Raw genomic sequence first — 25,513 nt, forward strand, 5'->3', positions numbered from 1 at the left:
TCTCTCAAGTTTGCTCAGCTGAAGTAAAAGGGGCTCCCAACCGGAGCCCCTTTTTCTGTGTCACAGCCGGTTCAGCAGCGAAACAAAGGCATCGATATTTTCTTCGGGCATGGACCAGTCACAAACGAGCCGTCCCTGTAGGATGCCATCTGCCGGACCTTCATCAACGGACCCTCCGCTGATCGCATAGACCGCGCCTCCACGGCGCAAAGCCTGATGCAGATCGCGCGGCGCGTCGAAAAAGATCATGTTTGCGGTGACGTCATTGACGATTTCCACACGGTTCGAGGCCCTCACCCCGTCAAGCAGCCGCGCCGTATTCGCGTTGGCGCGCTGCGCAAGGGAAAGCCAAAGGTCATCGCGCAGATATGCAGCCATCTGGGCCGAGAGGTAGCGGTGCTTGGAAAACAGGTGGCCACCGCGCTTGCGGCGCAGCTCAAATTCCCATGCGTGCGCGGGATCGAAGAACACCACGGCTTCGACACCCATCAGCCCGTTTTTGGTTCCGCCGAACACGGCCACATCGACACCGGCCTTCCATGTCATTTCGGCCGGGGTGCATCCCAGTGAAACGATTGCATTGGCAAATCGTGCGCCGTCGAGATGGACCGGTATCTCATGTGCCTTGGCCACGGCGCACAGCGCCCGAAGTTCGTCCAGAGAATAGACGTTGCCCATCTCCGTGACCTGCGTCAGCGACAGCGCACCGGGTTGCGGACCGTGGACGCGGCCGGCGGCCCTGCTGACGATGCAGCGGGACAGGGCCTCAGGGTCGATCCGGTCGCTGCCGGGGACAAGAGTCAGCTTGGCGCCGCCGGTGTAGAACTCCGGTGCATTACATTCGTCCTCTTCGATATGCGCGACCGGTGAACAGAAGATGGTGTCATACGGATTGACCAGAGTCGCCAGAACGAGCGAATTCGCAGAGGTACCCGTAGCGGTGAGGTACACCGCTGCCTCTGGCGCTTCGAACACGTCGCGGACACGCTGGCGCACTTCTTCCATCAGAGCATCGGCCCCATAGCCAAGGGTGTAGCCCTGATTTGCTTCGGCCAGCGCATCGAGAACCGCCTGCGGCACCGGACCGCTGTTGTCGGAGGCAAAGAACATCAGATCGGCTCCTCAATGATGTGGTCTTCCCAGTCATCTTCATCGACTTCGAATTCGGCCACGGTGCGGTTTCGCATTGAAACTCCGGCCGCATGCACGGTTTCCGGTGTCCCGGAGATCAAAGGATGCCAGTCAAACAGCGGCTTGCCTTCCCACAAGAGACGGTAGGCGCAGGTGCGGGGCATCCAGTAGGCGTGGTCATCGATATTCGATGGCTTCAGCACAATACACTCCGGAACGAACTGGTGCCGGATTTCATATTGTGCGCAGCGGCAGGTGGTGTCGTCGAAGAGCCGGCAGGCGACGCGGGTCAGCTCTACATGGCCGGTGTCTTCGTCCTCAAGCTTGTTCAGGCAGCACTTGCCGCAGCCATCACAAAGCGCTTCCCATTCCTGCGGGTTGAGGTCGGTCAGTGCCTTGCGTTCCCAAAACCGGGGCGCGAGACCTGAGCGATCGATCGGATCTTTGCTCATAGCGCGGACAGGATCGCGCGCGCGCGCGCGCAGTCGGCGTCCATCTGAGTAATCAGCGCTTCGAGACTGTCGAACTTCTCTTCCGGACGCAGGTAATCGACCAAGGCAATCGAGACTGTGCTGCCGTAGAGATCGCCCTTGAAATCAAACAGGAACGTTTCGAGGTTTGCCCGGTTTTCGCCGAACATCGGACGCACACCGATTGATGATGCACCATGGTATGACCCGGCATGAGGGCCGTCGAGCACATCCACCAGCACGGCATAGACGCCGTATTTCGGTGGATGCAGACCGTCGATTGACATGTTCGCGGTCGGGTAGCCCAACACGCGACCGCGTTGTTCGCCGCTGATGACCTCACCCTCGATCCGGTGCCAGTGCCCCAGCATTTCGGCTGCACGGCGGGGATCGCCTTCGTTCAGAGCGGTGCGGATCGCGGTAGACGATACGGCGCCGGATGGGGACGTGATCAGCTCTGCCACGGTGACGCCGAAGCCCATCTGCGATCCGAACCTTTTGAGATCATTCACATCCCCCGCGCGGTTCTTGCCGAAACAGAAGTCTTCTCCGACCACGACATGACAGAGGCCCAACCCCTGCGAAATCACATTCGCTGCGAACGCCTCGGGTGTGAGTTCGGCCAGTTGGGTGTTGAACTGGAGTTCGTAAAGAACGTCCACGCCCAGCTTGCGCAGCCGCGTCGCGCGGGCTTCGGCGTTCATGAGGCGGAAGGCCGGTGCATCGGGGGCAAAATATTCGCGAGGATGCGGTTCGAACGTGAGCACGCCCAACGGCGCGTCCGGTACCGCCTCACGGGCGAGTTTGATCACAGCCTGATGGCCATAATGGACACCGTCGAAATTGCCGATGGCAACGGTCGCGCCCTTGTTGGCGTCCGCGACGAATTGATAATCCCGCACGATCTTCATGCGCAGAGGACTAGCGGTGGCGCTGAGGGGTTGCAATCCCCGCTGCGGGCTGGCGGGGATTTTCCGTCGCCGGAAAATCGCGGATGCGTCGACGCATCCGCGCCCGTGGCGGGATCAGTCGAACTTGCGGGACGGGGCGAGCACCTTGGCCTCGCCGATCAGCACCTTCTTGCCATCCACCGAGCAGTGGCAATCCAGCGTCACACGCCGCTTGGCGATGTCGATATCCACGACCTTGACCTCGGCATAGACCACGTCACCGGGGCGCACGGGGGCAAGGAACTTGAGCGTCTGGCCCATATAGACCGTGCCATGGCCGGGCAGCTGTTCTCCGATCACGGCCGAGATCAGGCCGGCGGTCAGCATCCCATGCGCGATGCGGCCTTCGAAGATCGTGTCCTGTGCATAATCATCGTCAAGGTGCACCGGGTTCCGGTCGGTGGAGATCTGCGCGAACATTTCGATATCCTGATCCGTCACCTCTTTGCGCAGGTGACGCGACATCCCCATTTCGATGTCTTCGATGCAGATCGTTCCGCGTGGCAGGTTGTCCAACATTTCGCACTCCAATCGCAGGCGACAAAGTAATAAAAAACTAAGTCAGTTGCCCGATTTGGCAACTTTATTACTTTGCAACTGCAGAAAAGCAAGCAAAATCTGCGTCAGCGGAGTTGTCCGATGGTATAGGGTGGAGACGCGTTTTCCTTTGCAAGATAAGCGCTTAGCGCCTCCGGATCGGGTTGGTGCGACGTTTTTGTCTCGGATGCGGCAAGCCCGCCGGAAATGAAGAGGGAATCGATATCCTCTCCCATCGCACCGTCGATGTCGGTGTGGATGCCATCACCGATGGCCAGAATGCGGTTTGGCTCCACGTCCACGCCAAGCGCCGCGATGCGACGGCGGGCGAGGTCATAGATCGGCGGGTGGGGTTTTCCGAAGTAGAGGCTCTCGCCGCCCATTTCGGTATAAAGCGCCGCCAGCGCCCCGGCGCACCATTCGCGCTTTTCACCGCGATCCACGACGATATCCGGGTTGGCGCAGAGGAGTTTGAGGCCTTTCTGCTTGGCATAGAGAAACTGCGGACGGTTGACTGCCGGATCGGCGTGAGGGTCGAACGGACCGCAACAGACGATGCCGTCTGCGTCTTCCAGTTCAACGCGCTGAATGTTCACCGGATCGTCGATCAACTCCATTGGTGCAAAAAAGGTCTCGTCAAAGGGCAGGCCCATGAACCAGACCTTTTCTCCCACCGCACCCCGGAACATTGCCGCGCGGGCGCTGTCGCCGCTCGTGGCGATGCTGTCATAGCAATCCTCGGGCACGTTCAGGCGGACAAGCTGCTTGGCCACCTCGTGCCGTGACCGGGGGGCATTGGTCAGCAAGACCACCGTGCCGCCGCCCTGTTTGAAGCCGCGCAGTGCGGCAACCGCCTCTTCATGCGCCGTGACGCCGTTGTGCACGCAGCCCCACAGATCGACGAGGAGCACGTCGTAGCGGTCTGCGATGTCGGCGAGGGAAGAGATGATCTGGGTCATGGGGTCCGTCTTTCTGTCGAGGATGGTCTCTGGTCACACGAAAAAGGGGGTGCCGTCCAGCACCCCCTTCGTAAACGCACCTTAGGGCGTTTCGGTTCAGAGCTTGAGGTTCGGGATGATCTGCTTTTTGCGGCTGACCACGCCGGGCAGAACCACGGTGTCACCCGTCACGGTTGCGCCAAAGCTCTTCTCGGCCAGGGTTTTCACCAGATCGTTCGGCACGAGAAGGGTCGATTCCTCGTTCAGGATGTCGACAACAAAGAGGATCACCTGATCGACGCCGTCTTCTTTGGCGACATCGACCATGGACGCCATCAGGCTGTCCTTGCGGTCGAGCACGGTGGCCGGCGACGTGGTTTCCAGAACCGAGACGCGGAACTTGGTGCCCTCGACCGGGTATTCCTTGCTGTCCATGCGCAGGAGTTCGGCGTCCGAGAAGGCGGACACGTCGGATTTCGCGGCGAACATCTCGGCGGCGAAGTCGGGGATCGACACGCCAAGATCGTCGGCCAGTGCGTGGGCGATGGCCTTGTCTTCCTGTGTGGTCGTCGGCGAGCGGAACTCCAGTGTGTCGCTGAGGATGCAGGACAGCATCGCACCCTTGATGCCGCGCGGCGCCTGGGCGAGGTCGTCGCCGATCATCTTGAACATGATCGTGGCGGTGCAGGCGACGGGTTCGATGCGGATGTCGATCGGGCCTTTGGTTTCCAGACCGCCGACCAGCTTGTGGTGATCGATGATCACGCGGATGTCGGCGCTGTTGATCGCGTCGGGCAGCTCGGCCGGGTTGTTGGTATCGACGATGACGACAGGCTGGTCGGCGTCGACGGTCGAGATGATCTCGGGCTTGTCGAGCTTCCAGTGGTCGAGCACGAAGGCGGCTTCGGTGTTGGGCTCGCCCAGCAGGACGGGCTTGGCGGCCTCACCCTTGATCTGGTTGAGATACCACGCCCAGATGATCGGGCTGCCGGTGCTGTCGGTGTCGGGGGATTTGTGTCCGAAAACGAGGGTTGTCATGTCGGGCCTCTGCTCTGCCAAAATCGGGTCGCGCGCCTTATAGGGCGCGCGATCCGGGTTGTCACCTGTGGCAGTTTGCACCTGCGGCATGGGCGCTGGAAACCGCGCCGACGCGGTTTGGCGGAGCGTCGACGCTCCGCCCGCGATCAGTTCGCGACCTGCTCTCGGAGGATGGACGCCGTGAGCGAGATCAGAAGGTAGATTCCCGAGAAAACGAGGAAGGTCAGGAGCGTGTTCTCGAAGGCGCGCGGATAGCTCGGGTCCTGTGCGGCCACCGGGTAGACCGACGTGGTCAGGTAGCGTGCCTGGCTGTCGGCATCGCGCCGGGCCTGATCGAGCCGTTCGAGCGCGGCGGAAAGCATCATGTCCCGAGTGGCGAGGTCAGCCTCGGCCAATTGGATCTGCACGGCGGTTTCAGCCAGCGAGCCTGCGCCTTCGCTTTCGGCGGTCATCTCGGCGTTGATTTCGGCTTTCAGCGACTCGAGGCGGCGGATGTCGGCCTCGACCCCTTCGACACGGCTGCGGTTGGGGCGGGCGTTGTCCATCAGAGCCTGAAGCTGAAGGTTCTTTTCCTGGAGCTGCGTTTCGACGGATTCGATCCGGGCCTGCAGCGATCCGATGCGCGCGCGCGGATCGAGCACCGCGCTTTCCTGTTGCAGGCGCACAAGCTTTTCCTGTGCGACGCGGCGCGCCTGTTCCGCCTCTTCAAGGCCGAGCTGAGCGTCCTTGACCGCGTTTTCACGCTTGCGGGCGGACAGATTGTCGACACGTTCTTCTGCATAACCGATGAGCGCAGTGGAGAAATTCGCAGCAACCTGTGGATTGGCGGCAGCCACCTCCATGCGGATCACGCCTTCGGTCGGGTCGTATCCGATCTGAATGTATTTCTTGTAGAGCTTGTACATGTCCTCGGCCGTTGCGTCGGCATCCAGACGGCGCAGCGGATCAAGGTCGGGCTGCGAGAAATGCGCCTTGAAGCCTTCATCCTCGTCAAGGCGCAGCATGGCGTCCTTTGAGGTCAGGTAGCTTTGCACAGCGATGGCGTCCTGATTGGTGGCGAACTGTGTGCCCGAGAACAGGCCGCCGATGCCGCCTCCGCCGGTTTCGGCCTTGAGGATCAGGAATTCGGATTTCGACGCATACATCGGTGTCGCAACCGAGAAGAAGTACCAGCCGGCAACAATGGTCGGCAGGAGTACGAAAGCGGCAAGACGGCCGAAGAGCATCCGCATCCGGCGGCGCCGGCGGCGTGCCATGTCTTTCTGGATCGCCATGATTTCCTGTGCGCGGCGTTCAGCCGGGCTGCGGGTGTCCGTGGCCGGGAGATTTCGGTCGTTCCGGCTGGTCGTCTGTGGAAGCTGCGGCTGTTCCGCAAGCGGCTTGTCCGCGTCGGCCGTTTTCTGTCTGGGTTGCGCGGCTGCCGCGGCAGGGACCATCAGGTCGAGCGCATTTTCACGCTGGAACGGGTCGATACCCTTGAGGCGCAGCAGGTAGACCGCTTCGAAGTCAGTTGACGGGTCCAGCCCGTTTTTCTGGGCAATCCGGCGGGCCATGCGCAGCTGACGCCCGGTCAAACCTTCGGCGCGTATAGCCGCCAGCGCCTTTTCCACGCCGCCGTCGGACGGGCGCGCGACGCGCGGCTGCGCAGCGGCCTGCGTGGCCTGCGCGGAGGAATGTGCCGCCGGACCGGCAGCCGCCATCTGACCACCACCGGGAGGTGGTGCGCTGCGGCGGATGCGGAATCGTTTAGCCTTGGGTTTCGTAGTCATAGAGCCGTTTCGCTTCTTCCAAGGTGTCGAACATGTGCAACTGACCATCCATCAGCACTGCAGCCTTGCTGGCAAAGCGCGCCAGTGTTTCCGGCTGGTGAGAGACGATGATCATGGTTGTCGTGCGCAGCCGTTCAGCAAGGATATCCCCCGCCTTCCGGTTGAATTCGACATCGGTGTAAGTCGGCATCCCCTCGTCCACGAGGTAGATGTCGAAGTCGAGCGCCAGCATGAGCGCAAAGGTGAACCGGGCACGCATGCCCGAGGAATAGGTGCCGAGCGGCTGGTCGAAATATTCGCCCAGATCGCAGAGCCAGCGGCAGTAGGCTTCGACATAATCGGGGTCGAGGCCGTAGAGCCGCGCAATGAAGCGCGAGTTTTCCATCGCGCTGTGTTTGGGTACGACGCCGCCCATGAAGCCCAGTGGAAAGGACACGCGGCTGGTCTTGCGGATTTCGCCCTCATCGGGCTTTTCGAGCCCCGCCATCATCTTGATCAGCGTGGTTTTGCCGGTGCCGTTGGGTGCCAGAATGCCGAGCGACTGACCCAGTTCGACCCGGAACGACGCCCGGTCCAGGATCACCTTGCGGTGTGACCCGGTCCAGAACGATTTGCTGACGTTGTCGAATTCCAGCATCGAAACCCCGTTTCATATCCGTACAGGGATTGCACGGTATGGTTTCCGAAGGGTTTAGATTTCGACTTTGACTGGATTGTGGCCAATCCTTAGCAAATTCCGGGTATTGTTTTCGGATGACCGTTGCGCGGTTCAGTCCGCGCTGCGGGATGCACCGGCGCGCTCGACCAGGTGATAGAGTGTCAGGTCAGTGGCGTAATACTCTTCCAGCCGCGCGCGCAGCCCGTCGGGCAGGAAGCTTTCGAGGCTGAGTTTCTTGGGCGTGGGAAGGTCGGCGGGCCGGGCATCGGGCGCATATCTGTTGTAGATCTGATCACCATCGACATCCCGGGACACGTTCATGCGGGGCAGGTCGATTGTCCGACCGATATGCGTGCTCAGATCCTGTGCGAGGCGCTCGAGCTGTTTGACATCATAGACATGTGTAAAGGGAATGTGGCCGAGATATTGGGATTGTGGACGCCAATGGCCATTCAGGCGTTCGGGCTCCTCGGATAAAATGTATTCCGCAAACTCGCGAAAGGTGAGACCACGGTCATAGTCCTCGGGTGTGATGTCTTCTTTGCCGAGAATGGCCTGATAGACCGGTCCGATCGTGGGAATCTGCCCTGGCTCCCGGCGGTTCAGAACGAATTTTTCGACATAGACACTTATCAGACGGTCCAGCGGCTCGCGGATGACGAGAAACCGCATCCATGTCGGATCGGACAGCGCGGCGCGAATGACATGGTCCTCGCGGTCTTCGAATTGCAGGCCGGTACTTTCGGAATCCAGCTTGTGGTGGATGTCTTCGCCCTTTTTCAGCTCCAGCCCACCCAATGACGCGACAAGTCTTTTGAGTGACGAGCAGGCATTCTTGGCGATGGGAAGATACATCAGGCGGAGGTCGTCCACCATCATGGCCTGACAGGTCGGCGGGCGTTTCAGCGGAGAAGGGATAAAGCTGTAATCGAAGGGATGCGCCTGAAAAGGGCCATCCTGAGCCGGCTCGGTCTGGGGAGAGGCTCCGAACCGGTCCCGCAGTTTTTCAAGCAGCTTGGCTGGCACGTCCGATATCCTTTCAGAAAGACCGGTGCGTGCCCGGTCAGGCGGCTTTACCTGACCCACAGCCAATTGCGAGGTCAAGTTTGAAGTGCGTTCGGTAGGTGCCATGAAGCAATCCGGGTTCGGGGCGGTGTTGCCGGGCATCGGTTTTGGCCGGCGATGCCCGAAACTCGAGTCCAAAGCGCTTTGGGTGGAGGATGAATTTTCGGTGATGCTGGTTTTGAATGATAAAGCGTCGCGAATCGTCCACGGCTTGGAATGGAACTCTGGCTAGATCGCCTTTGGCACCGCCACGTTCTTGGGGATTCCAGCCAAAGTGACGCCTCTTCCGCTTTTCGATTTATCCGCTCTTGGGCGTCAGGCGGTCATTTTTCCCGCCATTACTAGTCAAAACTGCCCAAAAGTCCTGCAAAGGTCGTATTGCGCGCAAAACATGGGCAATCGTGTTGCAATGTGGAACGCAACGCGATTTATTCGAATACAGACACGCGGAAACAAATCTGCGGAGAAAAACAGGGAGTTCGCTTTTGCCCGACACGTCACGCAATGACGCGTTCGTCGAATTTGAACGAGTGCAAAAGAGCTACGACGGCGTTCAGCTTGTCGTAAAAGACCTTAACCTGACCATGCCGAAGGGCGAGTTTCTGACGATGCTCGGACCGTCGGGGTCCGGGAAGACCACCTGCCTTATGATGTTGGCCGGGTTCGAGACGGCGACCCATGGCGATATCCGTCTGGATGGCAAGCCGATCAACAATATCCCGCCGCACAAGCGGGGGATCGGTATGGTGTTCCAGAACTATGCGCTGTTCCCGCATATGACCATTGCGGAGAATCTGAGCTTCCCGCTGGAAGTGCGCAACATGGGCAAGTCCGATCGCGAAGCCAAAGTGAAGCGCGCTCTGGACATGGTCGAGATGGGGGCCTTTGGTGGCCGTCGTCCGGCGCAGCTTTCGGGCGGTCAGCAGCAGCGGATCGCGCTGGCGCGTGCGCTGGTGTTCGAACCCGAGCTGGTTCTGATGGACGAACCGCTGGGCGCGCTGGACAAGCAGCTGCGCGAGAAGATGCAGTTCGAGATCACGCACCTGGCGCACCGTCTTGGCATCACCGTTGTTTACGTGACGCACGACCAGACGGAAGCGCTGACCATGTCGGATCGCGTTGCTGTGTTCGACGATGGACGTATTCAGCAGCTGGCCCCGCCGGATGAGCTTTATGAAAAGCCGCTGAACAGCTTCGTGGCGCAGTTCATCGGTGAGAATAACACGCTCGAAGGCACGATCCGTGAGATCAAGGGCGAGCGCTGTGTTGTGCAGCTTGATGATGGCGAGTTGATCGACGCCAAGCCGGTCAATGTGAGCCAGGTTGGCGAACGCACGCGCGTGTCGATCCGGCCCGAGCGGGTCGAGATCAACAAAGACCGGCTTCAGGAAGGTGCGCACACGCTCAAGGCGGAAGTGCTTGAGTTCATTTACATGGGTGACATCTTCCGTACCCGCCTGAAGGTGGCCGGGAACGATGAATTCGTGATCAAGACGCGGAACGCGCCGGATCAGGTGCGCCTTGAACCAGGGACGCAAATCGACATCGGGTGGCTGCCCGAAGATTGCCGTGCCCTGGATGCGCCCAGCAGATGAGAATTGTCGCGGGGGCATTGCCGTCCCCGTGTCATTACAGGCGTTGTTGGGTCGGCCCGACTGCCAGCGCCATGTGTCATAAGCGGGTCGAAACGGGAGAATATTAATGAAACTGTCTAAAACACTTTTGGCGACCAGCGCACTCACCGTTGCCGCCGCAGGTGCATATGCAGCCGGTCACGGCATGGCAGACAGCATGACTCTGGTCAGCTGGGGCGGTGCCTACCAGTCGTCGCAGCAGAAAGCCTATGTCGAGCCTTACATCGCCATGAATGACGGCGTGTCGGCGACCTGGGACGAAAGCTCGGCGGAAGCGGTGGCAAAGCTGCGCGCGATGAACGAAGCCGGCAACATCACCTGGGACCTCGTGGACGTGGTTGCTGCCGACGCAATCCGTCTCTGCGACGAAGGTCTGGCGTTGGAAGTCGATCATGACGAACTGCTGGCTGCGGCGCCCGATGGCACCGATGCAAGCGATGACTTCGGCGATCTGATCGTCTCTGATTGCTTCATCCCGCAGATCGTTTACTCGACCACTTTCGGCTACCGCACCGACATGGTTCCGGAAGGCGTTGAGCCGCCGTCCGACATCTGCTCGGTGTTCGATCTGGAAACCTATCCGGGCAAGCGCGCGCTGGAAAAGCGTCCGATCAACAACATGGAATGGGCGCTGCTGTGTGACGGCGTCGCCAAGGAAGACGTCTACGACGTGCTGGAAACCGACGAAGGTCAGGACCAGGCTCTGGCGAAGCTCGACACCATCAAGGACGAAGTGATCTGGTGGTCTGCCGGTGCGGACACGCCGCAGCTTCTGGCGGATGGCGAAATCTTCATGGGCTCGACCTATAACGGTCGTCTGTTCAGCGTGATCGAAGAGCAGGACCAGCCGGTCGGTATGATGTGGGACGCACAGGTGTTCGACCTTGACGGCTGGATCATCCCGGCAGGTCTGCCGGAAGATCGTCTGGCGCGCGTGAAGGACTTCGTCCGCTTCGCAACCGACACCCAGCGTCTGGCGGATCAGGCCAAGTACATCTCGTACGGCCCGGCACGCGCATCTTCGGCTCCGCTGGTGTCGACGCATGCTGACCTCGGCATCGAGATGGCACCGCATATGCCGACCGATCCGAACAACGCAGCCAACACGTTCCTCTACAACTACGAGTTCTGGGCTGACTATCGCGACGATATCGACGCGAAGTTCCAGGCTTGGCTGGCACAATAAGCCCGAAACGGGTGCAGGGTGGGCCTTTTCGGCCCACCTGACCAACAACAGGATGGGCAGGACTGCCCATCCTACCGCGGAGGACAGTACCCATGCCCAAGGGCTATATCATCGGCCATATCACGGTGAACGATCCGGAAGCCTACAAGGAATACATCGAGCGCGACACGCCGATCCTTGAAAGCTATGGCGCACGGTTCATCGTTCGGGGCGGACAGTCCGAAACGATGGAAGGCGAAACCCAGAATCGCCATGTCGTGATCGAATTCGACGATTACGAAACTGCAAAGCGCGCGTATCACGACCCTGCCTATCAAGAGGTCGCAGACATCCGCCGGCGTACTGCAACAAGCACAATCATTCTAGTCGAGGGCACCTGAGTCATGACGGACGCCGCAACCGAACCCGACAAGATCGCAGGTCCGACCCCGGACAACGCCGTGCGCGCTGCCGATAAGGCTGACAGCGGACCCGTGCTGGCCGCTGACGGAACGCCGCTCAAGCGATCTCTGAGCCGGGCGCTGCGTGCGCAGAAGATGCGGGCGCTGATGCTCATCGCGCCGCTTCTGATCTTTGTTCTGGTGACCTTCATCGCACCGATCGCGGACATGCTGTTCCGGTCCGTGGAAAACCAGATCGTGCGGGATACGCTCCCGCGGACGGTCGAGGCGCTGGTGGATTATGATGCTGCTTCGGCCGAGTTGCCTCGGGACGAGGTGTTCGAAGCCGCCTATTACGATGTGTTCTACGCCGCCGAACGGAAGCTGCACACGCGTTTGGGTACCCGGTTGAACTATGAACAGACCGGGGCGTCTTCGCTGTTCCGCAAGTCGGGTCGCGGGCTGGACGATATCGGTGAGGTCTATCAGGACCAATTCGAAGATCTGGACGAGAACTGGGATGAGGCGCGGCCCTGGGCCGAGCTGATGGGAGATCCGGACTGGATCGCGGCGCAGGACGCGTGGGATGGCAATGGCACCATGCCGGCGTTCGAGCTTCGGTCCGGCATTTCCGAGATTCTGCCGCGCACGTCCGAGTCCTACAGCATCTTCGCCCGCTTCATGCAGACCGAAGAAGGCGACAGCCCGCTTGAGGAAGAGCCGTGGACTGTTGTTCACACCGCACTTTACCAAGACCTCGCAGAGGGCGACGTCGCCGGCTATACCGGCCCGCGCGCCGACATGCTGCAGGCGGCGGATGCGCTGGTCGCGAGCCCGGATTTCGAGACAATCTCTTTCCGCGACGGGTTCGAAGAGATTGACGAGGACTGGGTTCAGCCGGAGATCTGGCAGACGATCAAGACCTACAGCCCGGCCTATACCTCGGGGTACTTCCTGAATTCCATCGACATGCAGAAGACACCGGAAGGCCCGGCACTGCGGGACGAGGATGAGCGCATCTACGGCCTGCTGTTCCAGCGCACGATGTTCATGAGCCTTGTCATCACGTTCAGCTGTATCCTGCTTGGCTATCCGGTGGCATACCTGCTGTCGAACCTGCCGATGCGCACGGCGAACCTGCTGATGATCCTCGTGCTGCTGCCGTTCTGGACGTCGCTGCTGGTGCGGACCTCTGCCTGGAAGGTGATGCTGCAACAGCAGGGCGTCATCAATGACGTGCTGGTCTGGCTGGGCATGGTCGCGGATGACGGGCGACTTGTGATGATCAACAACCAGTTCGGCACCATTGTGGCGATGACCCATATCCTACTGCCGTTCATGATCCTGCCGATGTATTCGGTGATGTCGACAATCCCGCCGTCCTATGTCCGTGCGGCCAAGTCTCTGGGCGCGACCAACTGGACGACGTTCTGGCGGGTCTACTTCCCGCAATCGGTGCCGGGTATCGGCGCGGGGTCGATCCTCGTGTTCATCCTGTCCATCGGTTACTACATCACGCCGGAAATCGTGGGGGGGACCTCGGGTATCTTCATCTCGAACCGGATCGCCTATCACATCTCGAGCTCGCTCAACTGGGGTCTCGCGGCCGCATTGGGGACGATCCTGCTGGTGGTGGTCCTGTTGCTCTACTGGGCCTACGACCGGATCGTCGGCATCGACAACGTGAAACTGGGGGGCTGAGCCATGTCAGAAGCCATTCTCACACCGATCGAGAAAAAACCCATCGGTTTCACCGCCGGGGTGCTGGCTGCGGCGGGGGCATTTGCGGGGCTGTTCATCGGAACCGCTCAAGGCTCCGGTCTGCTTGGCATCGTGGTCGGAGCGGCGCTCATGGCGGCGCTGGCGTTTGTCGCCATGCAGGTTCTGGGCGAAGCGCTGGAAAAGCCGGTTCGCTGGGGGCTGATCGCTTTGGGCGCAGTCGGAGGGTTCCTGTTTGGCGGAGCGCCGGGGCTGGTTCTCGGGGCTCTGTTCGGCTGGTTTTTCGGCTGGTTCATATATTGGGTGGGCATGGGGCGCTATCGCGCGCACCTTGTACCCTACCTGACACCGGGGCAGGTGCTGTGGCACTACACGTTCCGGGTCATCTGCGGGGCAATCTTTGTCTTCCTCATCACGCCGATCCTCGTCGTTATGCCGCTGTCTTTCAATGCCGAGGACTTCTTCACCTTCACCCCAGAGATGCTTCGCTTCGATCCGGAAGGCTACAGCCTGAAGCACTACCGTGATTTCCTGACCAACCCGGAATGGACGAGCGCGGTTAAGAACTCGCTTCTGGTGGCCCCTGTGGCAACACTGATCTCGGTGTCCCTGGGGACGCTGGCCGCCATCGGTCTGAGCCAAAGCCACGTGCCCGGCAAGCGGGCAATCATGGCGATCCTGATTTCGCCGATGATCGTGCCGCTGATCATTTCGGCCACGGGCATGTATTTCTTCTACTCCAAGATCGGTCTGGTCGGCACCTATTGGGGCATCGTGCTGGCACACGCCGTGCTGGGTATTCCGTTCGTGATCATCACTGTCACCGCAACACTGGTCGGCTTTGACCGGTCGCTCACGCGGGCGGCGGCGAACATGGGGGCGAACCCTGTGACAACCTTTTTCAAGGTGCAGATGCCGCTGATCCTGCCGGGTGTGATTTCCGGCGGCCTGTTCGCCTTCATTACGTCGTTCGACGAAGTGGTTGTGGTGCTGTTCATCGGCTCTGCCGAATTGCAGACGCTGCCGTGGCAGATGTTCACCGGTCTGCGTGAGCAGATTTCGCCGACCATCCTTGCCGCAGCGACGATCCTTGTGGCGATCTCGATCTGTCTGCTCACGGCGGTTGAAATCCTGCGCCGCCGGTCCGAGAAGCTGCGGGGCATGTCGCCGGGCTGAGTGGAGCCCGGCATGGAAGGCTCTTTGACGAGCGTTCGTTCGATACCAAAAAAAAGGCCCTGCACATTCCGTGCAGGGCCTTCTTCTTTGGAAAAGGTCAGGATCAGCTGCGAACCAGCTTTTCGTAGCTTTCCGCGATGTCGCGGGTGAGCGCGCCGACCTCGAAGTTGTAATCGCCGATCTGACCGACCGGTGTCACCTCTGCGGCGGTGCCGGTGAGCCAGCACTGTTCGAACCCTTCAAGTTCTTCCGGCATGATATGGCGCTCGTGCACCTTGATCTGACGGTCCTTGAGCATCCCGATCACGGTCTGCCTGGTGATGCCATTGAGGAAGCAGTCGGGGTCGGGCGTGTGCACTTCACCGTCCTTGACGAAGAAGATGTTGGCTCCGGTCGCCTCGGCCACGTAGCCGCGATAGTCGAACATCATCGCGTCCGAGCAGCCTTTGGCCTCGGCCGCGTGCTTGGACATGGTGCAGATCATGTAGAGGCCCGCGGCCTTGGCGTGGCTCGGGATGGTTTCGGGTGACGGCCGCTTCCACTTGGAGATGTCGAGCTTGGCGCCCTTCATTTTGGCATCGCCGTAATAGGCGCCCCATTCCCAACTGGCGATGGCCATGCGGACCGGGTTGCGTGCGGACGCAACACCCATGTCCTGACCGGCCCCGCGCCAGGCCACCGCGCGCACGTAGGCGTCGGATTGACCGTTCGCTTCGAGAACCGCTTTCTTGGCCGCTTCGATTTCGTCCACCGTGTAGGGGATTTCGAAGTCGATCATCTCGGCCGAGCGCTTCAGTCGCTCAGAATGTTCGCGCGACTTGAAGATCTTTCCGCCATAGGCGCGTTCGCCTTCGAATACGGAACTGGCATAGTGCATGGCATGTGTCAGAATGTGGACATTGGCCTCGCGCCAGTCGATCAGCTGGCCATCCATCCAGATCTTTCCGTCGCGGTCATCATAGTTTCCGGCCATTTCCATTCTCCTCGCCCGGATTTTCAAAAATTGCGCAAGTTAGGTCCGCATCGGACATAAAGTTGCGCCAAAACTGAGATTCGCTACCATTTGAGCCTTGGAATGTCAACAAGACTGACATAAATTGGATGCCATAAAAAAGTTGATTGAGGATCGGGTATGGCAGAGGGTCAGGGCACAAGCACGGTTGGCGGGCAGGCCTTGCTTTACCTCACGGATGAACAGCTTCGGCAGGGGATCGAAGCCATGTTTTTTGCCTATCGCGGGTTCACAGCCGATCCGGACCGTATTCTTGAAGGCATGTCTTACGGGCGCGCGCATCATCGCGCCATCCATTTCATTCATTGCGCCCCGGGAACGACGGTCAACAATCTTCTGGCCATACTCGGTGTTACCAAGCAATCGCTGAACCGTGTGTTGCGTACTCTGATCGAAGATGGTCTTGTCGAAAGTCATGTAGGACGCAGCGACAAGAGAGAACGGCATTTGACCCTGACCGAAGCCGGACGCGCACTGGAGCAGCAGCTTTCCGACGCTCAGCGGGCGCGGATGCGGGATGCCTATCGTAAGGCGGGTCCCGAAGCGGTGGCCGGGTTCAAGACGGTTCTAGAAGCGATGATGGACGAGGACATGCGCCGCGCCTACCACGCGCTGAGGGAGGGTCGCTGAGATGGCCGATCCCGACGCCCACCTGCTGATTGTAGATGATGACGAGCGTATCCGGGGGCTGTTGCAGAAATTCCTGATCCGTAACGGATTCCTTGTCAGCGCGGCCCGGGATGCCGCTCATGCGCGCCGTATCCTGTCGGGCTTGGATTTCGATCTGATCGTGCTTGATGTGATGATGCCCGGAGAGGACGGGATCAGCCTCACCCGGGGTATCCGGGAAACCTCGACCACGCCGATCCTTCTGCTGACCGCGCGGGCGGAAACCGAGGATCGGATTGCGGGACTGGAGGCGGGGGCGGATGACTACCTCGCCAAGCCGTTTGAGCCGAAAGAACTGCTGTTGCGGATCAACGCGATTCTGCGGCGGATGCCTGAGCCGGTCACGGACGGCGGTGCGCCCAAGTTTCTGAGTCTTGGTCCGATCCGCTATGACACCGAGCGCGGCGAGATGTGGCGCGGAGATGACCTTGTCCGGTTGACATCGACAGAGATCCAACTGATGAAGGTCTTTGCCGCGAAACCGGGTGAGGCGCTGAGCCGGACACAACTGGTCGAGGAATTGGGCCGGGATCGTGGCCAGAGCCAGGAACGGGCGGTGGACGTGCAGATCACCCGACTGCGCCGTAAGCTCGAGGACAACCCGAAACAGCCCCGCTACCTGCAAACGGTGCGCGGTGCCGGGTATATGCTTGCACCCGACTGACGGGTCTGCTGAGTATTCCAGACACGAAGATGCAGGGGGTGCGCATGGCAACGGCACTGATCACACATGCGGAATGTCTTGAACATGTCACGCCGAATGGCCACCCCGAACGGGTTGCGCGGCTGGAGCATGTGCTGCACGCGTTGCAGGATCTGGATCTCATGCGCGAAACCGCGCCCTTGGTCGATCCGGCGCATCTGGCCTACGTGCATCCGCAGTCACATATCGACGCCATCACAGCCGCCGAACCGACCGAAGGGTTCAATCAGCTGGACGGTGATACGTGGATGTCGCCGGGCAGTGTGAATGCCGCGTTCCGCGCGGCGGGCGCTGTGGTGCGGGCGGTCGATCTGGTTCTGGACGAAGAGGTGGGAAACGCCTTCGGCGCGATCCGTCCGCCGGGCCACCATGCCGAGACCGCGACCCCAATGGGTTTCTGCCTATTCGGCAATGCTGCCATCGGCGCCAAGCACGCGCTTGAAGCACATGGGCTGTCCCGCGTTGCGGTGGTGGATTTCGACGTGCATCACGGCAATGGCACGCAGGATTTGCTGTGGAACGAGGCGCGTGCGCTGACGATCACCAGTCAGCAGATGCCGCTTTGGCCAGGTACCGGTGATCCGTCGGAACGGGGGGCGCATGACAATGTGCTGAACGTGCCCTTGCCACCGCGCTCTGGCGGGACAGAGATGCGCGCGGCCTATGAGGCGCAGGTGTTCCCGCGCCTGCGTGACTTCAAACCGGAACTCATCATCATTTCTGCCGGGTTCGATGCACATCAGGACGACCCGCTGGCGGAATTGCAGTGGTCGACCGAGGATTTCCGCTGGCTCACACGTCAGCTTTGCGGTTTGGCGGCAGAGCTGTGCGAAGGCCGTGTCGTATCGACTCTGGAAGGTGGGTATGATTTGACTGCGCTGGCGCAAAGCGCGCGTGCGCATGTGGAAGAATTGATGGAGGCCGCATCATGAGCCAGACCCCTGTAGAAGAGATGAGTTTCGAGGCCGCAATGGCCGAGCTTGAAAAGGTGGTGGGCCAACTGGAACGCGGTGACGTGGCGCTTGAGGAGTCCATCGCATTGTACGAACGCGGCGCCGCGCTCAAGAAACGCTGCGAGGCCAAGCTGAACGAGGCGCAGGAGAAAGTGGCGGCGATCACTCTGGATGCGGATGGCCAGCCGACCGGAACGACGCCCGTCGATCCGCAGTAAGACCGGGCCATGTTCACTGATGCCCTGCGCCGCGATGCCGCCCGGATCGGGGAGCATCTTGAAGACGTTCTGAAAACAAACCCCGATCTGCCGGTCATCGAAGGGATGCGCTATGCCGTCGCCGGTGGCAAACGGTTGCGCGGCTTCCTCGTGATGGAGGGCGCGCGTCTTCACGATGTGCCCGAGGCACAGGCGATCTGGCCCGCAGCCGCGATCGAGGCGATCCATGCCTACAGCCTTGTGCATGACGATCTGCCCTGCATGGATGATGACGACCTGCGCCGGGGTCTGCCGACGGTGCACCGCAAATGGGATGATGGAACGGCGGTTCTGGTCGGGGATGCCTTGCAGACACTGGGCTTCGAGATGGTGCTCGACCCTGCCTGCCATCCCATGGCGGAAGTGCGGGCCGATCTTGCCCTCAGTCTCGGGCGGGCATCGGGCCGGGCCGGGATGGTTCTGGGGCAGGCGCTCGACATTGCAGCAGAGACTGCCGATGCGCCATTGACGCTCGAGCAGATCACCGAGTTGCAGGCGGGTAAAACTGGCGCGCTGATCGTCTGGTCCGCTGAAGCGGGCGCACGGCTGGCGCAGGCCGACCTGCAGCCCCTGACCGACTATGCCACGGCGCTTGGCCTCGCGTTTCAGATTGCCGACGATATTCTGGACGTAGAGGGCGATGAAGCTACTGTTGGCAAGGCGGTGGGCAAGGATGCGGATCGGGGCAAGGCCACGTTTGTGTCATTGTTGGGTCTGGATGGCGCGCGCAGGCGCGCGGCAGAGCTGGTCGAAGCCGCCTGTGATGCCTTGTCGCCCTATGGAGACAGGGCGCAAACCTTGAATGACGCGGCGCAGTTCGTTATCTCGCGCGACACCTGAAGCGACCCGGAGGCGCGGTACATGCCCTATACTGCTGACACTCCGCTTCTGGATACGGTCAAATCCCCGGCTGATCTGAAGCGGTTCTCGGATGCGCAGCTCGAGCAGCTGGCAGATGAGTTGCGGCGCGAGACCATCTCGGCGGTATCGAAGACCGGCGGGCATCTCGGTGCCGGGTTGGGTGTGGTGGAACTGACCGTCGCGCTGCACGCGATCTTTGACGCGCCCCGTGACAAGATCATCTGGGACGTGTCTCACCAGTGTTACCCGCACAAGATCCTGACCGGGCGGCGCGACCGCATGGGCACGCTGCGGCAGGAGAACGGCCTCTCAGGTTTTACCAAACGGTCAGAATCTCCGTACGACCCGTTTGGAGCGGCGCATAGTTCGACCTCGATTTCTGCGGCGCTTGGCTTTGCCGTCGCGCGCGATCTGGGCGGCAATTGCGACACAGGCCATGGCGATGCAATCGCGGTGATCGGGGACGGGGCGATGAGCGCGGGCATGGCCTATGAGGCGATGAACAATGCGGGCCACCTGAAGAAGCGGCTGATCGTCATTCTGAACGACAACGAGATGAGCATCGCGCCGCCGGTCGGTGCGTTGTCCTCCTACCTGTCGCAGCTTTATGCGGGTGCGCCGTTTCAGGATCTGAAGGAAGCGGCCAAAGGGGCGGTGAGCTTCCTTCCGGAACCCTTCCGCGAAGGGGCGAAGCGGGCGAAAGACTTGCTTAAGGGTATGGCCGTGGGCGGTACCTTGTTTGAGGCGCTGGGCTTTTCCTATGTCGGTCCGATTGACGGGCATGATCTGGAACAGCTTTTGCCCGTGTTGCGGACGGTCAAAGACCGGGCACATGGGCCGATCCTGATCCATGTCGTGACCAAGAAGGGCAAGGGCTACGGGCCGGCTGAGGAGTCGGCGGACCGGGGTCACGCGCGGGGCAAGTTCGACGTCATCACGGGAGAGCAGAAAAAGGCTCCGTCCAATGCGCCGAGCTACACCAAGGTGTTTGCGGATGCCTTGATGCAGGAAGCTGCGGATGATCCGATGGTCTGCGCTGTGACGGCGGCGATGCCGGATGGCACCGGCCTGGACCTGTTCGCGGAGCGGTATCCATCGCGGACGTTTGATGTCGGGATCGCGGAACAGCATGGCGTGACCTTCTGCGCAGGATTGGCCGCCGGGGGTCTCAAGCCGTTCTGTGCGATGTATTCGACCTTCCTGCAGCGCGGCTATGATCAGGTGGTGCACGACGTGGCCATTCAGCGGCTTCCGGTGCGGTTTGCCATCGACCGCGCGGGTCTTGTCGGGGCCGATGGGGCGACCCATGCGGGCAGTTATGACATTGCCTATCTCGCCAACCTGCCGGGGTTTGTGGTGATGGCGGCTGCGGATGAGGCCGAGTTGAAGCACATGGTTGCGACGGCGGTGGCACATGACGAGGGGCCGATTGCCTTCCGCTATCCGCGCGGGGAAGGGCAGGGCGTTGAGCTTCCGGAGCGCGGCGAAATTTTACCGATTGGTAAAGGACGGATGATCCGCGAGGGCAGCAAGGTCGCGATCCTGTCCTTCGGCACACGTCTGGGCGAGGTGCTGACCGCCTGCGAGGCGCTTGAGGCGAAAGGGATCACCCCCACCGTGGCGGATGCCCGATTTGCCAAGCCGCTCGACCGGGAGTTGATCCTGAGGCTGGCTGCCGATCACGAGGCGCTCATCACCATCGAGGAAGGTGCGGTTGGCGGGTTCGGCAGCCACGTGGCGCAGCTTCTGGCCGAGGAGCAGGTGTTCGATCACGGGCTGAAATTCAGGTCGATGGTTCTGCCGGACATCTTTATCGATCAGGCCAGCCCGCAGTCGATGTATGATGTCGCGGGGCTCAATGCCGAGCAGATCGAGGCCAAGGTGCTCGACGTGATGGGTGTCGCGTCTATCGGGAAGCGCGCCTGAATTCCGGGTCTTCTTCAGACCAGCCCGCTGATCAATGCGACCACCACGGCGAGTGAGCCGCCCAGGACGGTGTAGCCGCCGATCAGGATAACGCCATCGCGCACCATGAGGGCGAAGGCGACCAATGCGACGCCACCGGCGCTGACCGATGTGAACATCGGCAGGATTTCAAGGAACGGCCAGGTTGCGGCCACCACCATCACCGCTAGAAGCGCAATCCGGTCCATCGGTGGGGCAGACAGGAAGCGCAGTCGGTCGCGGCTTTTCCTGTCAAGCCATGCAGCGGGTCTGCGCAGGTACTGAACCGCACGGGTGAGTTGATCGCCGCTCAGCCTGCGCGACGCGAGGAATTTGGGGAGCCAGAGATGCTTGCGTCCGAAGAAGGCCTGGATCGCAATGGTCAGGATCAGAAGGCCGCCGATGGTGGGCATCAGTGGAATGATCGACAGCGGCGATACCAGGATGAGCGCGGGTACGAGCAACGCCGCTCCGAAAGAGCGTCCCCCGACCCGGTCGAGCATGGCCTGAATCGTGAGGCCATTATGCGCATCGCGGCGCTTTCGGTCGGCGCCGGTTGCAGGGTTGTCAGGATCCAGAGTGTCAAGAAGGCTGGTGAGCGATCTTGGCGCAGAAGGCGGGGGTTTCACTGTTTGGCCTGTTCGGCAGCGAGTACCGCAGCCAGCCCGACGCGGTAGTCGGGATATTTGAGCGTGATACCCAAATCGGATTTGATCCGGTCGTTCCGCACCCGTTTGCTTTCCGCATAGAAGCTGCGCGCCATTGGCGACAGTTCGGCCTCGTCAAACGGGGTCTCGGGTGGGGCATCGACGCCCAGAAGAGACGCCGCGTGCAGAATGACATCCTGAGGTGGGGCGGGATCGTCGTCGCAGAGGTTATAGGCGGTCCCCGGCTGCGGGTGGGTCATGGAGGCTTCGAGCACCTGGGCGATGTCCTCGACGTGAATCCGGCTGAAGACCTGACCCGGTTTGATAATGCGCCGCGCCGTGCCGTCGCGCACCTTGGCAAAAGGTCCGCGGCCAGGGCCGTAGATGCCGGCAAGGCGGAAGATGTGCAAAGGCAGATCCGGGATCGCCGACCACGCCGCCTCGGCGCGGACACGTCTGCGACCTCGCTCTGTTGCGGGTGTCAGCGGCGCGCTTTCGTCAACCCAGTCGCCCTGTGCGTCGCCGTAGACACCGGTCGTGGACAGGTATCCGACCCACTCCAGACGCGAGGCGTGTTTTTCGATATCGGCTTTCAGAAGCTGAAGTGCCGGATCTCCGGTTTCGGTCGGCCCAGCCGACACGAGAACATGGCTGGCGTTTTCCAGCCACGGAAGAATTGCATCCCGGTCCCAGAGCAGGGGGGTGATGCCCTGACGGTGAAAGTCGTCAAACCGGTCGGGATCGCGGGTCGTTCCGGCAATACGCCATCCCTGCGGCAACAGCCGTTTGACGAGATACGCGGCACTGTAACCATGGCCGAGAGATAGCAGGGTCTTTTCCATGACGAGAAGGTGGTAACACAATTTCCAAATACAAGCGGGCCGCGTGAGCGACCGATCACAAACCTAACGCTCAGGACGCGTAATCGGATCCCTCGGACTCGAGAATTTGTTTCAGCTCTGACAAATGGCGTGCGTCCTGTTCCGGGTAACTCTCCAATTCCTGCGCGGTTTTCTCGGCGATCTCATCGGACAGGACCTTGAGCGGCTGTCCGGTTTGCAGGGCGCGGATATAGGTCTCGGCCGCGCGTTCGAAATAATAGAGCCGATTGAAGGTATCGGCGACGCTCTCACCGATGACCATGACGCCGTGGTTGCCCATGATCATCACCTTCTGCTTCGGGTCGGTGAAGAGCTGCGCGCAGCGCTCGCCCTCTTCCTCGAACGCCAGACCTCCATACTGCGTATCAATGACGTAGCGGTTGAAGAAGGTGGCGCAGTTCTGGTCGATCGGTGGCAGACGGGGATCCTGAAGGCACGCTAGAACGGTGGCATGGATCGAATGGACATGCATGGCGCATCGCGCATGCGGACAGTGGCGGTGCAAACCGCCATGCAGACCCCAGGCGGTCGGGTCAGGCGCGTTGGGACCCTGAAGTGTGTCTGGATCATTGGCATCGACGATGATCAGGTCGCTGGCCTTGATGCGGGAAAAGTGCATCTGGTTCGGGTTCATCAGAAACCGGGTGCCGTCGTCGTTGATCGACAGGCTGAAATGGTTGGCCACGCCTTCATGCATATTGAGCCGGGCTGTCCAGCGGAACGCAGCTGCAAAATCAACGCGTTCCTGCCAGTGCTCCATATTGGGCGCGAGTTGCGTAACGGACATGATGGCCTCCTTTGGTTGCGACAAGAGCAAGCCTTTCGCAGGGTAAAGTCAAGCGATCCCATCCGGTGCGGCTCGGGTCAGAGAGGGCGGGAGGGCACCCAGGCGTAGCCGTCTTCGCACAGAAGAAAACATTCGCGCAGGCCATGCGGCTTGTCGGTCGGTGGCTGAAGGATGGTGAACCCCAGGGCCTCGGCCCGTTCGGCGCTGTCGTCCGGATCGGTGTCAAAGAGGTGGATTTGCACACCCGCTCCGCGTGGTGGATTTTCCGGCAAAAGGTTCAGGAGCGGATGCGTTGCGTAGGTAGAGTCGGCATGCAGTTGAAATACCTGGGTTCCGTACTGAAGGATCGCGAAATCGCGGCTGACGCGAAATGCCGTCATGCCGAAAAGGGCCGCCAGTCTCTGGGCTTGCGCCTCTACATCGCGCACAAGCAGGTTCAGCCCCATTCCGCGCAGCGAAGCGCCGAATTCCTCGGCGGACACCGTTTCATAATCCATCATACTATTTCTCCCGAAAAAATGTCAGAAATGCTGACCATTTCTCCAACTTGATCCCACTCTCGCAAGCTGTCAACCTGCGCGAGAGGCAGGGCACAAGACCAAGAAAGGCCGGGCATGCAGGACCGTTCCGTCAATCTCGATGTCATTTCACCGGACGCCCCGGATCCGGAGCGGTTCGACGATCCGAAGGCGGCAGTTGACCGGCTGTGCGAGCTTTATTCCATGTCCACGCGGTTCCTGTGCCAGAGCTTTCAGACCGCGATGGAGCAGGGCCATCCCGGTGTGCGCTATCGGGCGTTCTATCCGGAGGTGCGGATCACCACGACCAGTTTTGCAAAGGTGGACAGCCGACTGAGCTTTGGCCACGTGGCGCATCCAGGCACACATGCGGCGACGATCACCCAGCCCGATCTGTTCCGGCATTACCTTGAGCAGCAGATCACGCTGCTGTTGGACAATCACGGGGTGCCGGTTCAGGTGGGGATGTCTGATACTCCGATGCCGGTGCATTTTGCCGTTGCCAACGATGCCACGATTTCCGTGCCTCAGGAGGGTGCGGCGGATTTCATCCTGCGCGACGTATTCGATGTGCCGGATCTGGCGACGACGAATGACGATATCGTCAACGGTGTCGCCAAGCCCGCGCCGGACGGGACCGAGCCACTGGCGCCGTTTACCGCGCAGCGTGTGGATTATTCGCTGGCGCGGCTGTCGCATTACACCGCGACCGATCCGCATCATTTCCAGAACCATGTACTGTTCACCAACTACCAGTTCTATGTGGCCGAGTTCGAAGCCTATGCGCGGGCGCAATTGGCCGATCCGAACAGCGGCTATACGAGTTTCGTGAGCACCGGGAATGCTGAGATTTTCGAGGCGGATGCGCCGCTGCCTGCGGTCGACAAGATGCCCCAGATGCCGACCTACCATCTCAAGCGCAAAGGCGGGGCGGGGATCACGCTGGTGAATATCGGTGTCGGGCCGTCAAACGCCAAGACGGCGACCGACCATATCGCGGTGCTGCGCCCTCATGCGTGGCTGATGGTCGGGCATTGCGCGGGTCTGCGCAATTCGCAGAGCCTTGGCGATTTCGTGCTGGCTCATGCCTATCTGCGCGAGGACAGGGTTCTGGATGACGACCTGCCCGTGTGGGTGCCCATCCCGGCGCTGGCGGAAATTCAGATCGCGCTCGAGCGTGCGGTGGCGGCTGAGACCCAGCTTGACGGTTACGATCTCAAGCGGATCATGCGCACCGGGACCGTGGCCAGCGTGGACAACCGCAATTGGGAGCTGCGAGACCAGCATGGTCCGGTTCAACGGCTGAGCCAGAGCCGCGCGATTGCGCTCGACATGGAAAGCGCGACGATTGCGGCCAACGGGTTCCGCTTCCGGGTGCCGTATGGCACGCTTCTGTGTGTCAGCGACAAGCCGTTGCACGGGGAATTGAAGCTGCCAGGCATGGCATCGGATTTCTACAAAACACAGGTCGCACGGCACCTGATGATCGGTATTCACGCAATGGAACATCTGCGGGAGATGCCACTCGAACGCATCCACAGTCGGAAGCTGAGGAGCTTCGAGGAAACCGCGTTTTTGTAGGCGATTCTCGATTTCCGGCAGCGGGTGGCGAAAATGCGTGTTTACGGCC

At 60.8% G+C, this 25,513-nt stretch carries 26 protein-coding genes; 12 read left to right on the top strand and 14 right to left on the bottom strand.

Annotation, left to right across the window (positions count from 1 at the left end; all coding sequences use genetic code 11):
• Positions 1 to 60: 60 nt before the first annotated feature.
• The 9 genes from MGEO_RS04160 to MGEO_RS04200 form a co-directional block, all read right to left on the bottom strand.
• A complete protein-coding gene (locus MGEO_RS04160) occupies positions 61 to 1,110 on the bottom strand; it encodes a threonine aldolase family protein (RefSeq protein WP_085635447.1) in 1,050 nt (349 codons plus the stop codon).
• Positions 1,110 to 1,583 carry a YcgN family cysteine cluster protein gene (locus MGEO_RS04165; RefSeq protein ID WP_085635448.1) on the bottom strand — a complete coding sequence of 158 codons (474 nt, stop codon included), beginning with the start codon at positions 1,581 to 1,583 and terminating at the stop codon, positions 1,110 to 1,112. Before MGEO_RS04165 ends, MGEO_RS04160 begins: the two co-directional genes overlap by 1 nt.
• Positions 1,580 to 2,512, bottom strand: coding sequence for a bifunctional riboflavin kinase/FAD synthetase (locus MGEO_RS04170; protein ID WP_085635449.1), 933 nt, complete (start codon positions 2,510 to 2,512; stop codon positions 1,580 to 1,582). Before MGEO_RS04170 ends, MGEO_RS04165 begins: the two co-directional genes overlap by 4 nt.
• A gap of 114 nt (positions 2,513 to 2,626) precedes the next feature.
• Positions 2,627 to 3,070, bottom strand: a complete 444-nt coding sequence (locus tag MGEO_RS04175; protein WP_085635450.1) for a MaoC family dehydratase — start codon at positions 3,068 to 3,070, stop codon at positions 2,627 to 2,629.
• 104 nt (positions 3,071 to 3,174) lie between these two features.
• A complete protein-coding gene (locus MGEO_RS04180) occupies positions 3,175 to 4,047 on the bottom strand; it encodes a TIGR01459 family HAD-type hydrolase (protein WP_085635451.1) in 873 nt (290 codons plus the stop codon).
• A 96-nt stretch (positions 4,048 to 4,143) separates the two neighbouring features.
• Positions 4,144 to 5,064, bottom strand: a complete 921-nt coding sequence (locus MGEO_RS04185) for a manganese-dependent inorganic pyrophosphatase (RefSeq protein ID WP_085635611.1) — start codon at positions 5,062 to 5,064, stop codon at positions 4,144 to 4,146.
• A gap of 146 nt (positions 5,065 to 5,210) precedes the next feature.
• Positions 5,211 to 6,833 carry a capsule biosynthesis protein gene (locus MGEO_RS04190; protein ID WP_085635452.1) on the bottom strand — a complete coding sequence of 541 codons (1,623 nt, stop codon included), beginning with the start codon at positions 6,831 to 6,833 and terminating at the stop codon, positions 5,211 to 5,213.
• Complete coding sequence (locus tag MGEO_RS04195) at positions 6,811 to 7,470, bottom strand: ABC transporter ATP-binding protein (protein WP_085635453.1); 660 nt, start codon at positions 7,468 to 7,470, stop codon at positions 6,811 to 6,813. The genes MGEO_RS04190 and MGEO_RS04195 overlap by 23 nt, the downstream gene beginning before the upstream one ends.
• A gap of 132 nt (positions 7,471 to 7,602) precedes the next feature.
• Positions 7,603 to 8,517 (bottom strand): sulfotransferase family 2 domain-containing protein, encoded by a 915-nt coding sequence (locus MGEO_RS04200; protein ID WP_158090973.1) that lies wholly within the window; start codon positions 8,515 to 8,517, stop codon positions 7,603 to 7,605.
• A gap of 524 nt (positions 8,518 to 9,041) precedes the next feature.
• Here MGEO_RS04200 and MGEO_RS04205 point away from each other — a divergent pair.
• The 5 genes from MGEO_RS04205 (at position 9,042) to MGEO_RS04225 (ending at position 14,651) form a co-directional block, all read left to right on the top strand.
• A complete protein-coding gene (locus MGEO_RS04205) occupies positions 9,042 to 10,151 on the top strand; it encodes an ABC transporter ATP-binding protein (protein WP_085635455.1) in 1,110 nt (369 codons plus the stop codon).
• A 106-nt stretch (positions 10,152 to 10,257) separates the two neighbouring features.
• Positions 10,258 to 11,376, top strand: a complete 1,119-nt coding sequence (locus MGEO_RS04210; protein ID WP_085635456.1) for an extracellular solute-binding protein — start codon at positions 10,258 to 10,260, stop codon at positions 11,374 to 11,376.
• A 92-nt stretch (positions 11,377 to 11,468) separates the two neighbouring features.
• On the top strand, positions 11,469 to 11,756 hold the full coding sequence (locus tag MGEO_RS04215) for a DUF1330 domain-containing protein (protein ID WP_085635457.1): 288 nt from the start codon (positions 11,469 to 11,471) through the stop codon (positions 11,754 to 11,756).
• A gap of 3 nt (positions 11,757 to 11,759) precedes the next feature.
• Entirely contained in the window at positions 11,760 to 13,457 is a 1,698-nt protein-coding gene (locus MGEO_RS04220; protein ID WP_085635458.1) for an ABC transporter permease, read from the top strand.
• Positions 13,458 to 13,460: 3 nt separating this feature from the next.
• Entirely contained in the window at positions 13,461 to 14,651 is a 1,191-nt protein-coding gene (locus MGEO_RS04225) for an ABC transporter permease (protein ID WP_085635459.1), read from the top strand.
• Between the two features lie 103 nt (positions 14,652 to 14,754).
• Here MGEO_RS04225 and MGEO_RS04230 read toward each other — a convergent pair whose 3' ends face one another.
• Positions 14,755 to 15,624, bottom strand: a complete 870-nt coding sequence (locus tag MGEO_RS04230; RefSeq protein ID WP_085635460.1) for a branched-chain amino acid aminotransferase — start codon at positions 15,622 to 15,624, stop codon at positions 14,755 to 14,757.
• A gap of 159 nt (positions 15,625 to 15,783) precedes the next feature.
• Between MGEO_RS04230 and MGEO_RS04235 the strand changes: the two genes are divergently transcribed.
• The 6 genes from MGEO_RS04235 to dxs are packed head-to-tail and all read left to right on the top strand — an operon-like array spanning position 15,784 to position 21,032.
• Positions 15,784 to 16,293, top strand: a complete 510-nt coding sequence (locus MGEO_RS04235; RefSeq protein WP_085635461.1) for a MarR family winged helix-turn-helix transcriptional regulator — start codon at positions 15,784 to 15,786, stop codon at positions 16,291 to 16,293.
• Position 16,294: 1 nt separating this feature from the next.
• Positions 16,295 to 16,996, top strand: a complete 702-nt coding sequence (locus MGEO_RS04240) for a response regulator (RefSeq protein ID WP_085635462.1) — start codon at positions 16,295 to 16,297, stop codon at positions 16,994 to 16,996.
• 44 nt (positions 16,997 to 17,040) lie between these two features.
• Complete coding sequence (locus tag MGEO_RS04245) at positions 17,041 to 17,967, top strand: histone deacetylase family protein (RefSeq protein WP_085635612.1); 927 nt, start codon at positions 17,041 to 17,043, stop codon at positions 17,965 to 17,967.
• Positions 17,964 to 18,206 (top strand): exodeoxyribonuclease VII small subunit, encoded by a 243-nt coding sequence (locus MGEO_RS04250; protein ID WP_085635463.1) that lies wholly within the window; start codon positions 17,964 to 17,966, stop codon positions 18,204 to 18,206. Before MGEO_RS04245 ends, MGEO_RS04250 begins: the two co-directional genes overlap by 4 nt.
• A 9-nt stretch (positions 18,207 to 18,215) precedes the next feature.
• Positions 18,216 to 19,085, top strand: a complete 870-nt coding sequence (locus MGEO_RS04255; protein ID WP_085635464.1) for a polyprenyl synthetase family protein — start codon at positions 18,216 to 18,218, stop codon at positions 19,083 to 19,085.
• 21 nt (positions 19,086 to 19,106) lie between these two features.
• Positions 19,107 to 21,032 (top strand): 1-deoxy-D-xylulose-5-phosphate synthase, encoded by a 1,926-nt coding sequence (dxs, locus tag MGEO_RS04260; protein WP_085635465.1) that lies wholly within the window; start codon positions 19,107 to 19,109, stop codon positions 21,030 to 21,032.
• 14 nt (positions 21,033 to 21,046) lie between these two features.
• On the opposite strand, the gene MGEO_RS04265 is transcribed toward dxs, so the two are convergent.
• From MGEO_RS04265 to MGEO_RS04280, 4 genes are all read right to left on the bottom strand, one after another.
• Positions 21,047 to 21,679 carry an exopolysaccharide biosynthesis protein gene (locus tag MGEO_RS04265; RefSeq protein WP_085635466.1) on the bottom strand — a complete coding sequence of 211 codons (633 nt, stop codon included), beginning with the start codon at positions 21,677 to 21,679 and terminating at the stop codon, positions 21,047 to 21,049.
• Positions 21,676 to 22,539 carry an SDR family oxidoreductase gene (locus tag MGEO_RS04270; protein ID WP_085635467.1) on the bottom strand — a complete coding sequence of 288 codons (864 nt, stop codon included), beginning with the start codon at positions 22,537 to 22,539 and terminating at the stop codon, positions 21,676 to 21,678. Before MGEO_RS04270 ends, MGEO_RS04265 begins: the two co-directional genes overlap by 4 nt.
• A 70-nt stretch (positions 22,540 to 22,609) precedes the next feature.
• Positions 22,610 to 23,365, bottom strand: coding sequence for a class II aldolase and adducin N-terminal domain-containing protein (locus tag MGEO_RS04275; RefSeq protein ID WP_085635468.1), 756 nt, complete (start codon positions 23,363 to 23,365; stop codon positions 22,610 to 22,612).
• 77 nt (positions 23,366 to 23,442) lie between these two features.
• Positions 23,443 to 23,862: a VOC family protein gene (locus tag MGEO_RS04280; protein WP_085635469.1), complete on the bottom strand. Its 420-nt coding sequence runs from the start codon at positions 23,860 to 23,862 to the stop codon at positions 23,443 to 23,445.
• Between the two features lie 117 nt (positions 23,863 to 23,979).
• Between MGEO_RS04280 and MGEO_RS04285 the strand changes: the two genes are divergently transcribed.
• Complete coding sequence (locus tag MGEO_RS04285) at positions 23,980 to 25,464, top strand: AMP nucleosidase (protein ID WP_085635470.1); 1,485 nt, start codon at positions 23,980 to 23,982, stop codon at positions 25,462 to 25,464.
• The last annotated feature ends 49 nt before the right edge of the window (positions 25,465 to 25,513 follow it).

The organism is Marivita geojedonensis (assembly GCF_002115805.1).
GTDB classification, from domain to species: Bacteria; Pseudomonadota; Alphaproteobacteria; order Rhodobacterales; family Rhodobacteraceae; genus Marivita; species Marivita geojedonensis.